Origin of the sequence: Hydrogenoanaerobacterium sp., from assembly GCF_032017025.1 — a bacterium.
In the GTDB taxonomy this organism is placed as follows: domain Bacteria; phylum Bacillota; class Clostridia; order Oscillospirales; family Ruminococcaceae; genus Hydrogenoanaerobacterium.
In genome coordinates this window covers 15,336-28,755 of the sequence record NZ_DALZQO010000027.1, presented here as the reverse complement: position 1 = coordinate 28,755, position 13,420 = coordinate 15,336, and the positions used below count along the sequence as shown (strand labels likewise).

The 13,420-nt window shown below is 50.9% G+C and carries 8 protein-coding genes; all 8 read right to left on the bottom strand.

The window, feature by feature from the left end; genetic code table 11:
* Window positions 1-155 precede the first annotated feature (155 nt).
* Window positions 156-2,231: an ATP-dependent zinc metalloprotease FtsH gene (gene ftsH / locus RTV33_RS13590; RefSeq protein WP_312645127.1), complete on the bottom strand. Its 2,076-nt coding sequence runs from the start codon at window positions 2,229-2,231 to the stop codon at window positions 156-158.
* 137 nt (window positions 2,232-2,368) lie between these two features.
* Window positions 2,369-2,908 carry a hypoxanthine phosphoribosyltransferase gene (gene hpt, locus RTV33_RS13585; RefSeq protein WP_312645109.1) on the bottom strand — a complete coding sequence of 180 codons (540 nt, stop codon included), beginning with the start codon at window positions 2,906-2,908 and terminating at the stop codon, window positions 2,369-2,371.
* Window positions 2,905-4,266 (bottom strand): tRNA lysidine(34) synthetase TilS, encoded by a 1,362-nt coding sequence (gene tilS, locus RTV33_RS13580; protein ID WP_312645108.1) that lies wholly within the window; start codon window positions 4,264-4,266, stop codon window positions 2,905-2,907. Before tilS ends, hpt begins: the two co-directional genes overlap by 4 nt.
* Window positions 4,256-5,605, bottom strand: coding sequence for a replicative DNA helicase (gene dnaB / locus RTV33_RS13575; RefSeq protein ID WP_312645107.1), 1,350 nt, complete (start codon window positions 5,603-5,605; stop codon window positions 4,256-4,258). Before dnaB ends, tilS begins: the two co-directional genes overlap by 11 nt.
* Window positions 5,606-5,652: 47 nt before the next feature.
* Complete coding sequence (gene rplI / locus RTV33_RS13570) at window positions 5,653-6,099, bottom strand: 50S ribosomal protein L9 (protein WP_312645106.1); 447 nt, start codon at window positions 6,097-6,099, stop codon at window positions 5,653-5,655.
* Between the two features lie 47 nt (window positions 6,100-6,146).
* Window positions 6,147-8,150 (bottom strand): DHH family phosphoesterase, encoded by a 2,004-nt coding sequence (locus tag RTV33_RS13565; protein WP_312645105.1) that lies wholly within the window; start codon window positions 8,148-8,150, stop codon window positions 6,147-6,149.
* Between the two features lie 153 nt (window positions 8,151-8,303).
* Window positions 8,304-10,376 (bottom strand): RNase J family beta-CASP ribonuclease, encoded by a 2,073-nt coding sequence (locus RTV33_RS13560; RefSeq protein WP_396327516.1) that lies wholly within the window; start codon window positions 10,374-10,376, stop codon window positions 8,304-8,306.
* 454 nt (window positions 10,377-10,830) lie between these two features.
* Entirely contained in the window at window positions 10,831-13,227 is a 2,397-nt protein-coding gene (locus RTV33_RS13555; protein ID WP_312645103.1) for a sugar phosphate nucleotidyltransferase, read from the bottom strand.
* Window positions 13,228-13,420: the final 193 nt, after the last annotated feature.

The window sequence follows — 13,420 nt, the reverse complement described above, 5'->3', positions numbered from 1 at the left end:
CCGGGCAAATTTGTCAAGCATGCAACACAGCCGTATAACGGCATTTATCGGCTAGACCAGTGCACCGTAGCAATTGCGAGCAGGTTGCGCTCGTAACTTTTCACCACACAGACAAAGCAACAAAAGGAGCGCGAACGCGCTCCTTTTGACTGGTTTTATTCTTCGTCGCCCTCGTCAGTGGCGGGGTCCGTTTCGGTGGGGATTTCAAGGGGTTTTGCAACTGCCTCAGCCGTTGCTTTTTTAGCAGCCTCGTCACGCTCTTTCGTGTCGCGCTCCCGATCCTCCATCTCACGTTCATGCTCTTCATCTGGGAAGTTTGGGTCTTCCATCAGACGTTTGAACACCTCACCGTCAATCTTCTCATAACGGTAGAGATATTTCGAAACCTTGTGCAGCTGATCCATATGCTCGGTGAGAATATCCTTCGCACGCTCATATGCATTGTCGATGATTTCGCGAATCTCGGAATCGATTTCGGCTGCGACGTTTTCAGAGTAGTTTCTGGTTTGACCAAAGTCGCGCCCGAGGAATACCTCGCTCTCATCGGTGCCGTAAACGATAGGCCCTAGCTTTTCGCTGAAGCCATAGCGTGTTACCATATTGCGTGCGGTTTTGGTGGCACGCTCAATGTCGTTGGATGCACCCGTGGAGATATCGTCAAGCACCAGCTTTTCCGCCACACGTCCGCCCAGCAGGGTAATGATATCCTCTTGCATCTTTTTCTTGCTGATGTAGCTTTTATCCTCGAGCGGCAGCGACATGGTATAGCCGCCTGCCATACCGCGGGGGATAATCGAAATTTGATGCACAGGGTCCTGTGTGGGGCAGCAGTAGGTAACAATTGCGTGGCCCGCTTCATGGTACGCGGTAAGGTTTTTATCCTTTTCGCTTACCTTGTGCGATTTCTTCTCGGGGCCCGCCACAACCTTGATGGTAGCCTCTTCAATTTCCTGCATGGTAATCGCTTTTTTGCTGCGGCGCGCTGCCAACAGCGCTGCCTCATTTGCAAGGTTTTCCAAATCTGCGCCGGTAAAACCGACGGTTGTTTTCGCAATGGTTTCTAAATTCACGTCGGGGCCAATTGGTTTGTTGCGTGTGTGAACCTTAAGAATTGCCTCGCGCCCTCTCACGTCGGGGTAGCCGACGTAGATTTGGCGGTCGAAACGACCGGGACGCAGCAACGCACGGTCAAGAATATCCGCACGGTTGGTTGCCGCTATAATAATAACGCCAATGTTTGCACCAAAGCCGTCCATCTCAACCAATAGCTGGTTGAGGGTCTGCTCACGCTCGTCATGCCCGCCGCCGAGGCCTGCGCCACGCTGACGTCCGACTGCGTCAATTTCATCGATAAAAATAATGCTGGGTGCATTTTTCTTCGCCTGCTCGAACAGGTCACGCACACGTGATGCACCAACACCAACGAACATTTCTACAAAGTCTGAACCCGAAATGGAGAAGAACGGTACGCCTGCCTCGCCTGCAACTGCACGCGCCAACAGGGTTTTACCGGTTCCCGGAGGGCCCACCAGCAGCACACCCTTAGGGATTCTTGCACCCAGTTCGTTAAACCTGCGTGGGTCTTTGAGGAACTCAACCACCTCGCACAGCTCTTCTTTTTCTTCATCAGCTCCGGCGACGTCACTAAAGCTGGTCTTACGGCCATCGTCGCTTTTCACCTTCATTTTTGCAAAGCTCATTGCCTTGCCTGCCCCGCCGCCTGCCTGACGCATCATCAGGAACCAAAACACCACCATCACACCAAGCAACAGCAAGGTTGGCAGCCATTGCTCCAACATCGTGCTGTCTTTTGCGCGAATGTAGTCAAAGGTAATTTTGTCGTCGGGGTGTGCTTTGTTGTATTCTGCCACCAATTCCTCGGTATCCTCTACAAAATAAACAACGCTCGGCACCTTATACAGTATCTGTTTGCCTGGGGCTTCCTTCTTCGTCTCTTCGGGCTTATTCTGAGGCTGCTCTGTGCCCCCCTGAGGTGTTTGCCCGCCTACGCTGCCCCCTAACAGCCCGCCGAGCAAACCATTGTTTTGCTCGTTCTTTTGCGGAATCTGCTGAAGCTGCGCTTCGTACTGCACTTTTTCTTCTTCGGTGGGGCGCAGGTTTAAAACCAGCTCGCCTGTTCCAAAGTTAATGGTATAGCTTTTTACCTCACCCTCCTGGAAATAGCCCAGAATGGTTTGATAGGTCAGTGGTTTTTCAGGTTTACCACCCATTGTAAACACAGAAGCCGCACCCAGCACTACGACCAAAAGAATGATGAGGTAAATGCCTATGCCCTTGGATTTCTTTTTGTTGATTGCCAATCGGTTCACTCCTTGCTGCCAAATAAAATTGCCCGCCTAAAATCGAGTTACTGTGCGTAAATTTCGGGCTTTAGTACGCCCACATAGGGCAGATTTCTATATTTCTCTGCATAATCAAGACCGTAGCCCACTACAAATTCATCGGGTACAGTAAAACAGATGTAATCCGCTTTTAAATCAACGCTTCTGCGTTCGGGTTTATCAAGCAGGGTTGCGATTTTAAAGCTGTTTGGCTTTCTTTGCAGCAAAACTTCTTTCAAATACTGCAAGGTCAGCCCGCTATCTAAAATATCTTCTACCACCAGTACATCATAACCGGCTAAATTGATATCGAGATCCTTCACTATTTTAACCACGCCCGAAGTTTTTACACCGCTTCCATAGCTGGAAACGGACATAAAATCGACACGTGCGTGAATGTCAATCGCCCTCATCAAATCTGCCATAAAAAGAACAGAGCCCTTGAGTACACTGACAAGCAGCAGGTTTTTGTCTTTATAATCTTCACTGATTTGTTTGCCAAGCTGCCGTACCTTTTGTGCAATTTCTTCCTCTGTAATAAGCACCTTCAAAATATCGTCCTTCATTGCTCTTTCTCCTCCGCTATGCCAATGATTAAAATGTTTTTTGAATTTGCAGTAACCGCCGCACGCATATCACACCCAAAGCCGTTTACCCACACCACACCCTGTTCATCGGCAAGTACCGGTGTGTTCTGCCGCTGGCGGGCAGAAAGACCCGCTTCATTAAACAGCTTTTTCAGCCGTTTGGTCATACCGGTTTGATAAAGCTTAATTTTATCTCCATCCAACTTTTGGCGAAATATTAATTCACCAAATATTCTATCATAATCCAGCGCGTTTTTTAAGACTTTCGGGTCATATTTTTCGATTTGTTTATAATGTTCATAGTTTGTTTGCTCAAATGCAACCGTAATGGTATTGTTTACTGTAAAAGCCCCCGGCTGTACCGGAAACTCAAAGTACGGGGTTGGCACAAATGCCTTTTGAAGCGTGAGCACGCCCTCATCGATTCGAACATAGCGCCCTGCTGCCAGTTCCAGTACAAAGTGCGATGCGGTAAGGTTTTCAAGCAGCAGTGCCGCTTTTGCGTTGTCACAGGGCAAACCGCCAGCTTTAAGAATCAGTGCAACTGCGCGGTAACGCACCGCCGGGTGTAAAGCTGCAAGCATTACAGCGTCAAATCCATGCGAGAGTTCTGCCCCTCGCACTGCCCGCTTTGCCTCCTGCGCAAGGTAATCCTCATCCTCGGCAATGTGCTCGGTCATGCGCCGGTAAGCGCTCTCAAACCCGTTGTGCACCTGCTTCATCTGTGGAATCACATGGTGGCGGATGCGGTTGCGCGAATAGTCATCGCTTGCATTGGTGCTGTCGGTAACATAGGAAAGGCTTTGTGCTTTGCAATAATCCTCAATATCTTCGCGTGTACAGGTGATGAGCGGACGGATAATGTTGCCGCGTACCGGCGGAATTCCCATCAGACCGCGCAGCCCTGTGCCGCGTGCAAGGTGAAACAGCGTTGTTTCCATGCTGTCGCTTAAGGTGTGCGCGGTGGCAACCTTTGCGCTCTGCCCTGCTGTGCACTCTGCAAAAAAATGGTATCTGGCATTTCGTGCGTATTCTTCCAGCCCATGCCCTGCCTCTTTGGCTTTTGTAAAGATATCATGGATCACAAGAGTTTCGAGCGGAATGTTTCGCTTAGCGCAAAAATCCTCTACAAAGCACATGTCGCGGTCGCTTTCCGCGCCGCGAATGCCATGGTTGATGTGTGCCGCACGCAGGGTAAAACCAAGCTCACCCGCATGGGTATGCAAAAAATGCAGCAGTGCAATGGAATCTGCACCACCCGAAACCGCCGTAAGTACAGTGTCCCCCGCGGCAATCATCTTATATTTTGCAATGGCTGCAAGTGCCTTATCCTTCATCTCGGTACAGCTCCAGGTTACTAAACAGAGTGTACTGGCCGTCCCATGCCATCTTAACGGAATCGGTTTCACCGTGACGGTTTTTCGCCACGATACACTCTGCAATGTTTTTATCTTCAGTATCTTTGTTGTAATACTCGTCACGGTACAAGAACAGCACCAAGTCGGCATCCTGCTCAATTGAGCCCGACTCACGAAGATCGGACAAAACCGGACGGCGCGCGTCGAGCCCGCGCATTTCGGGCCCACGCGAAAGCTGGGATAGCGTGATGACCGGTACATTCAAATCCTTCGCAAGAATTTTGAGCCCTCTGGTAATCTCAGAAACCTCTTGTACACGGTTGTCGATACGCCGGCCGGAGGACATCAGCTGCAGGTAGTCGATGACCACCAGCCCCAAATCCTTCATACGGCGCAGGCGCGCTTTCATCTCGGCAACCGTGATGCCGGTGGAATCATCGATATACAGCGGCACCTTGGAAAGAATCTCCGCCGCCTCGGCAAGCCTTGTCCAATCATCGGTTGCAAGGTTGCCGTTTCGCAGCAGATGCGACTGAACCTTGGCCTCAGAAGACAATACACGCTGTACCAGCTGCTCTTTGCTCATCTCGAGCGAAAACACCGCAACACTTCTGCCTTTTTTGGCAACGTTGGTGGCGATGTTCAGCGCAAACGAGGTTTTACCCATAGCGGGGCGAGCCGCCAGCAAAATCAAGTCTGATTTATTGAGGCCCGTAATCATGTTGTCCAACTGGGTAAACCCGGTGGGCGTGCCCAGATGCTGATTTTTATCAGCACCCGAAAGCTGCTGAAGGTGGTCGTACGCATCAATGATAATCTCGTTGATGCGCTGCAGACCACGGGTCTCACGCCCCTTGCGAATCTCGAAGATACGCTGCTCGGCGGTATCCAACAAAGTTTTGGCATCGTAGGAGACGTCGCGTGAATTCTCAATGATGTCACGTGCTGCCATCATTAGGCAACGCACATAATATTTTTCTTGTACAATCTGAGCATAGCTTTCTACATTGGCGGTGCTGGGTACAATCTGAACCAGCTGCGTAAGGTAGATCTTTGTGTCCTGCTCAGACGGAAAGACCTCCTCGCTTTTGGCCTGCTCCAGCACCGTAATAACGTCAATCGCTTGGCCCGAGGTGAACATCCGCACCAGTATGCCGAACAAATCGACATGCTGCTGCTTGTAAAAGCACTCGGGCTTAATAAACTCCAGTACACGCGCAATGCAGGAGGGATCCACCAAAATGGCGCCCAGAACGGACTGCTCCGCCTCCAGATTGAAGGGCATCTGGGTATCAAAAACATTATCAAAATCCGCCATTGGGAACCTCCTTTAGCCAAAATAGAGTGTACGCATTGCGTTTTGTTTTATTCTTCGGTAACAGTGACAAAGAATTTTGCCTGTACCTGTGTGTGCAGCTTTACAACCGCATTGAACGTGCCGAAACTTTTGATGTCTGCGTCGATGGTGATTTTTTTCTTATCCATTTCAACGCCGAGCTGTTTCGAGGCACCCTCAGCAACCTCTTTGGAGGTAATAGAGCCAAACAACTTGCCGCCCGCGCCTGCTTTTGCAGTGAGCTTAATGGTTTTGCCTTCAATTTTCTCTGCGAGATCTTTCGCGTTTTGCAGTTCTACCTCTGCGCGGTGTTTGACTGCCGCTTCGCGGTTTTTCAGCTCATTCATAGCCTGTGCGTTTGCCTCTATTGCAAGCTTTTTGGGAAACAAAAAGTTTCTTGCGTACCCGTCGGATACATTGACAAGCTCGCCCTTTTTGCCTGTGCCCTTAACATCTGCCTGTAAAATAACTTTCATATCGATACTCCATTCCGCCGCAAACTGCGGCTAAGATTTTTATATATTTATTGACCCAGCGCTTTCTGCTGCTTTGCAACATTTTCGGCGTGGTATTCATCAATTGCCTGAAACAGCCTCTGGCGTGCATCCTCAAGCGGAATGCCCACAAGCTGTGCGCCCGCCATGGTCTGGTGCCCACCGCCGCCCATCTTTTCCATAATCAGCTGCACGTTCATAGCACCCATAGAACGAGCCGAGAAGGAGGTGCCCCCCTCATATTCATACATCACAAACGAAGCATCCACCCCGTTGATGCCCAGCAGCTCATCTGCTGCCTGTGGTGCCACCAGCTTAATGTCCTCGTTGTTGCTTGATGTGGTTGCCACTGCGCAGCCCTTATAAATTTCTGCCGCCGACACAAGTTGTGTTTTGTGCTGGTAGCTTTCCATTGTATTGGCAAACAGCTTACGCACTTCAACGGTATCGGCACCCAATTTTCTTAGATATGCCGCCGCCTCAAAGGTTCTCACACCGGTACGCAAAACAAAATTGCGCGTATCCAGCATAATACCTGCGAGCAGCGCCTCGGCCTCCAGCCTGCCAATGCTGCGGTTATCGCCAAAGTATTGCAGCAGCTCGGTCACCATTTCAGAAGCGGAGGAAGCATACGGCTCGTGATAAAAAATCACCGCGCGGTCGATATGCCCCACCATTTTACGGTGGTGGTCGATGACCACAACGTTTTTGCAGGCTTTATATACTTCTTCCGATTCCAGAATATGCTGGATGTGGGTATCCACTACAATCAGCAGCGTTTTCTTGGTAATCAGCCCCACCGCCATGGCAGGGTCGAGAAATGCGTCTTCGTAGCCGTTGTTTATGAGCCGCTCGTAAAGCGGCTGTGCCAGATTGCGCTCTTTGCTCAGCACAATCGACACCGGCTTACCCATCATGCGCACGCCTTTGAGCAGACCAACCGCCGCACCCAAACAGTCAAGGTCGGCAAACTGGTGGCCCATCAACATAACATTGTCGCTGCCCTCAATCAGCTCCATCAGCGCAGAGGCAACAATTCTGGTTTTTACCTTGGTGCGTTTTTCAATGCCCTTGGAAACACCGCCGAAAAATTCGTAGCCATTGGCGGTACGTACCGCTGCCTGGTCGCCGCCCCTGCCAAGTGCCATTTCCAGCGCCTGCCGTGCCATTTGCTCGCTGTCGCGCAGGTTCGTCGCGCCGCGCCCAATACCGATGGAAAGGGTTGCGGGCATCTGGTTGTCACCCACTACAATCTCACGCACCTTATCGAGCACATCAAAGCGGTTATCCAGCATAGTGCGCAGAGATTTTTCCTCTACCACCATCAAATATTTATCGCGCTCCAGCTTTTTAAGCAGGCCGTTGCTTGCCGCCACATATTGAATGAGCAGGTACTCGATTTTTCCCGTAAGCTGTGCGCGTTCGCTTTCTTTTGCCGCCTGCTGCAGCTCCTCGCAGTTGTCTATCATAATTACGCCAACAGACGGTCGGGTATCTTCAAACTCCTGTGCGGTTTTCTTCAGCTTGGTATCATCGTTAAAGTAGAACACAACCAGCGGGGTCTCGCGTTCGAGAGATTCTACGGCATAAACCGTAAACATATGATCACGGAATTCAATTTCATAGCCCTCGCTGCCCGCCAGATGATCCATATCGATATTGGGGATAATCTCATCGATATTGCAGCCATACATGTCATCCTGCCCCAGGGCACTTTTTTGAAAAAGCGTATTGTACCAGATGATTTCGCCTTTGCGGCTGGCTACCAATACAGGAATGGGGAAAGAGGTAAGAGTCTCCTTTTGTGCGGAGGTAAGCGTCTGCCCCATATTCTGTAAAAAGCTCTTAATATCCTTTTGAATATTCCGCAGCCGAATAATAACAAACAGAATAACGGTTATCGTCAAGGCTGCCTCTACATAAAATAGGGTTCTATCGGATGTGTTGAACAAGCCCGTGAGCAGTGTCAATACCACACTCAGGATAACCAGCATATAAAAGATTGGCTTAAACAACCATACTTTGCTTTTCATGGAGTTCCTCCTGACAAATCTGTCTGACTGCAATTACTTTATCCAAATATTATAGCATCATCGGGTGTTTTTCTCAACTGATATTGCACTCTTTCACGGTATTTTACCATTTCGTAATAAAAGGCTGCCCCCTGCAAGGGAGCAGCCTTTGTTTTAAATCTCTTGTATTACGGGTAAAATCATCGGTGTGCGCTTGGTTACCTGCCACAGATAATCGCCCACATCATCTTTAATTTTATTTTTGATGTTGCCCCACTCGCGAACATTGTTTTCGATACAGGTCTCCACCGCTTTTTTCGCAATCTTGCGGGTCTGTGCCATCATATCCTCTGCCTCACGCACATATACAAAACCGCGCGATACAATATCCGGGCCTGCTGCAATCTCACCGGTCTCGCCATTAATGGCAGTGACAACGATGATGAGCCCATCCTCGGAAAGGTGCTTTCTGTCACGCAGCACAATGCTGCCAACATCGCCGACACCCAGACCGTCTACCATTACTCTGCCCGCCGGCACCGTTCCAACTATCTTCATCTCTACGCCGTCAAGCTCAATCACCTTACCAATTTCGGTAACGAGGGTGTTTTTGCGGTCTATACCCATTGCAACAGCGAGGTCTGCGTTCTTTTTCAGGTGCAGATATTCACCGTGCGCCGGAATGAAGAACTGCGGCCTCACCAGCCCAAGAATCACCTTGAGCTCCTCCTGGCAGGCGTGGCCCGAAACGTGCACTTCGTACATCTTCTCGTAAATGACCTCTGCGCCGAGTTTGAGCAGCTCGTTGATCACGCGGTTTACAAGCTTTTCGTTGCCCGGAATGGGGCTTGCCGAAATGATGATAAAGTCGTTGGGGGTAACAGTCACCTTGCGGTGGTCGCTCATCGCCATACGGGTTAAGGCGGACATCGGCTCACCCTGACTGCCCGTGGTGATGATAACCAGCTGGTCGGGACGGTAACGGTTAATCCCCTCAATCTCAATTAAAATACCATCGGGAATTTTGAGATAGCCGAGCTCCGTCGCTTTTGCCACAACATTGATCATGCTACGCCCCGAAACCGCAACCTTACGCTTGTATTTTACCGCGTAATCGACAATTTGCTGGATGCGGTGGATGTTGGACGCAAAGCTTGCAATAATAATTCGTTTGTCCTGCGCACGCTGGAACAAACTGCCGAAGCTTTCGCCAACTTTTCGCTCGCTCATGGTCATACCGGGCTTTACCGCATTGGTAGAATCCATCAGCAGTGCGAGAACGCCCTGGTTACCCAGCTCGCCGAAGCGTGCAAGGTCAATCATTTTACCCTCAATCGGGGTGGAATCAATTTTGAAGTCGCCGGTCATAATGATGACACCGGCGGGGGTGTGAATTGCAACGGCAAGTGCGTCAGGGATGGAATGGTTTACGTGGATGAACTCCACTGCCATGCAGCCCAGCTTAATGGTGTCGCCCGGCTGAACCACATTCAGCTGTACCCTGCCAAGCAGCCCGTGCTCCTTCAGCTTGCCTTCGACAAGCCCCAGTGTCAGCCGCGCCGAATACACCGGCACATTTACGCTTTTAAGCAGGTATACCAGGCCACCGATATGGTCCTCATGCCCGTGCGTCAGCACAATACCGCGCAACTTGTCTTTGTTTTTTTCTACATAGCTGAAATCGGGGATGACAAGATCAACACCGAGCATCTCCTCATCGGGGAACGCAAGGCCACAGTCGACGATAAACATATCGTTTTCGCACTCAATCACCGTCATATTTTTACCAATCTCATGCAATCCGCCCAGCGGTATGATGCGAACGGGAGTTTTTTTCTGTGGGGTAGCAGGGCGTTTGCCGCGTTTGCCCCTTGCCTCAGCCGGCTTCGCGGCGGGCTGCTGTATGGTAACGGCAGCCTGCATGGTAGTAGGCTGAGGCTGCGCTTTTTTCGGTGCACTATGCTGCCTTTTTGGTTTTGGTGCGGCAGGCTTTGCTGCGGCAGGTGCAGGTACCACTACGGCAGCAGCTGCCGCGGGTGCGTCTGCCGCCTCGGTTACCTGAGGTTTCTTTGCAGCGGAATGCTGCGGTCTGCGGTAGCCTCTCTGGCTGCTTTTCGCCTTAGGCGCAATACGTTCAGTCAAGTCAGTTTGCTCGCCAATTCGAGAAACAGGTGCCTGCGGGTTCGCCGTTTTCGGCGCAATTTTTTCTGTGAAATCCTTTAGATCTCCTATCCGATCGTTTGACACTATGTGTACCTCCATTATTATAGAAACCCTCTATGCACAACGAAATAAGCCTGCTTGTTGTTTTGATAAAGCAGGAAAACATAGAAAGTTATATTCGGTTTTGTCCGTTCAAAATTGCCTTAGGTTCCAATATCTAAGCCCTGAGCATGCAGGGCATATCTTCAAAAGAAAATTGTTCCGCACCGTACTATCATGCGGAAACCGAACCCGCTCTGTCTGCAACAAACAGCTGACAGGCGCGGCTATGGCGTCAATCTGCCTAGATAAGCGGAGTTCTGCAGCGGCCACAGTAATCCTTCCGATCACTGCCCGTCCGCTGCGTCTCGCTTACTATGATATTGTAATTCCGAACACTACCTTAGATTAAATTTTATACTCTTTGCTAAAATCTGTCAAGTAAAATTCGAACAATAGCAATTTACGAAATTTTGGAAATTGAGCTTAAGACTAATATTTACAGGCTAATAAGCGGTTTTATCAGCTTTTCATAGCTTTCACAAAGCTCCATTGCCGTTTCGCTGTTGTGAGCTTCGGCAACCAATTTTATGCCGCCGCCGCGCTTTAACGGGCACACCATGACCACGCCGCGGTCATCGCGCAGCACCACGCCCTCGCCGATGCCCTGCCCACCGATGTTTTTGCCGTTTCTTGAGAGCTCCCGTAAAATACCCGCAGGGTTTTTTCCTGTTTTCACCATTACCGATGCGGTATCGAAACCGGGCAGCTGCAGAAACAGCTGTGCAGGGGTAAGACCCTTGTTTTTAAGGTACGCAAGCAGCTTAATGCTGAGCATCAGCGCGTCACGGCTCCAAAGCTGAACGCAGGCAAGTTCTCGTGCTGCACGGTCACTGTCATCGGCAGGGCAGCTGAGATACCGCCGTACCGCCACGCCATGCCGCACCGCCAGCTCATCCATAATACGGGGGAAGTCAAATGGCAGTGCTACGTCGGCCCCTTGCTCAAACTCACTGAGGCAGCATAGCGCCAGTGCCTTGCTGTGGGGCAAATATCCGCTGCCCGCATGTGTGATGCTTACCGTGCCGCCATCCGGCGAAATCTGTAAGGTGAACGTGTCGTCCTGATGAACACCAAGCCGATACAACGTCTGCCGCAGCATGCCCTCCAGCTCACGGTTGGCACTTTTTACCTGTACCCCGATGTCAGAAAGCCCCTGCGGTGCAAATTTAATCAGTTCGTTTTCATACAGCACACGCATTCCGGTGAGGTTGCTCACCTCGCCAAAGCCGGTGCAACTGCACCGCTTGTATTCCCCACGCTGCAAAGTGCCCTCAATTGCCCTCTCCTGCGCGCGGGTGGCGGGCAGCCCGCCCACTGTGAACAGGCGAAGGCTTGCGGTTTCGCCGCCCGAAATGAATACGCCCAGCTTCAGCCCGCAAAAGGCCAAATTAAACCGAAACATCGCTTCAAAGCCCGCTCCGAAATCCAGTGCATCGCAGCCCGCCGAAAGTATGCCCGAAACCAGTGCCTGTGCTAACACCCGTGCAGCACGGTCGGTGGTGCAGCCGATGCCTACCCTGCCCTCTTTGCAGGTAGATCCAACCGCCAAGCCAAGGCGAACCGCCAGCTCGGGAGTAAGCTCCACACCCGCTTCTCCGCTTAAGCCGTTATCCTCAAAGCAGAGGTTTCTACCCGCACCGTACTGTAGGTTATCGCGCAGGGTAACACCCGCCTCTACATGCTTATTGGCCCACACGCGTACTCCCTGACGGATAACAGAGTGCGCACCCGCGACCGCCCCTGCACCCAGCACCGAGTTTTCAAACAGCATTGCCTGCTGCTGTGCGGAAGCACCCGCACAAATTACTGCACCGGTGAGTGTACATCCCTTGCCGGTGTAGCTGTCGGGCAGCAGAATACTGCCCGAAATGCGTGCGCCCGCACCTACCGCCGAACCGTCATCAATTACCGACATGCCGTCGATTACAGTTCCCTCACCAATCTCTACCCCTGTGCCGATGTAAACAGGGGGTACAATGGTGTAATTACCGCGTGGTCGGCTATCTTTAAAAATGTTTCCGGCGTGGTCGCGTGCGCCGTCAATTCGGCAACGTACCTTTCCCTGCAGCATATCCTGCTGGCAGCGGCGGTAGCTTTCTATATCGCCAATGTCACACCAGTAGCCATTGTCCTCGTAGGTTGCAATTTTAAGCCCCTTGCTCAGCAGCTTGGGGAAAAGGTCCTTCGCAAAATCATACTGCTGGTGGCTGGGTACCAGCGCTAGCGCTTGCTGGCTTAAAATGTAAACACCGGTGTTGGCAAGGTTGCTCACCGCCTGTGAAAAGCAGGGTTTTTCTACGAATGCACGCACATCTCCATCTTCATCCACATCCACCAAACCATACTCGCGCGGGTCGTCCACCGCCTTAACGAGAATGGTTGCGGCAGCCCCGCTTTTACGGTGGTGTTTGTACGCAGCGGTAAGGTCAAAGTCACACATTGCATCGCCGCTGATAACAATGCAGCAGACATCTCCCGCTTCTGTTTTAGGCCAAGACTTTTTTGCTGCACCTTGCTCTATACTATAATCAGAAGATTGTGCAAAATATTTTGCCGCGTTTTTAACGCTGCCCGCTGTACCCAGCGGTTCGGTCTCTTCTACAAAGGTAAGGTTGATGCCACAATATTCGCCCCCGTCAAAATGTTCCGAAATGCGCTGCGGCAGATATTGTACCGTCACCGCTGCGTCGGTTACACCGTGCTCTTTGAGCAGTTCTAAAATATATTCAATATTTGGCCGCCCGCAAAGCCTCGCCATTGGTTTTGGCAGGTCACAGGTCAGCGGGCGAAGCCTGCTGCCAACGCCGCCCGCCATAATCACCGCTTGTAACATTGTTTGTCCCTCCGGTTATTAAAATACGTCCAATCGTTACCATTAGTATTGCTCGGTTTTGGCAGTGTTAACCGCAAGACAGAAAAACGTTCCGGCATAATCTTTTGGGAGGATAAAGCAAGATATGATTTATTATCAGAAATTTCGGGTACAATTGCATAGAAAAGTTGCATTTACACCGCGAAGATACTAT

What these genes read in the sequence shown, in the direction of transcription:
- ftsH (WP_312645127.1), bottom strand. Translation starts at nt 2,231, where the DNA reads ATGGGTGGTAAACCTGAAAAACCACTGACCTATCAAACCATTCTGGGC.
- hpt (WP_312645109.1), bottom strand. Translation starts at nt 2,908, where the DNA reads ATGAAGGACGATATTTTGAAGGTGCTTATTACAGAGGAAGAAATTGCA.
- tilS (WP_312645108.1), bottom strand. Translation starts at nt 4,266, where the DNA reads ATGAAGGATAAGGCACTTGCAGCCATTGCAAAATATAAGATGATTGCC.
- dnaB (WP_312645107.1), bottom strand. Translation starts at nt 5,605, where the DNA reads ATGGCGGATTTTGATAATGTTTTTGATACCCAGATGCCCTTCAATCTG.
- rplI (WP_312645106.1), bottom strand. Translation starts at nt 6,099, where the DNA reads ATGAAAGTTATTTTACAGGCAGATGTTAAGGGCACAGGCAAAAAGGGC.
- RTV33_RS13565 (WP_312645105.1), bottom strand. Translation starts at nt 8,150, where the DNA reads ATGAAAAGCAAAGTATGGTTGTTTAAGCCAATCTTTTATATGCTGGTT.
- RTV33_RS13555 (WP_312645103.1), bottom strand. Translation starts at nt 13,227, where the DNA reads ATGTTACAAGCGGTGATTATGGCGGGCGGCGTTGGCAGCAGGCTTCGC.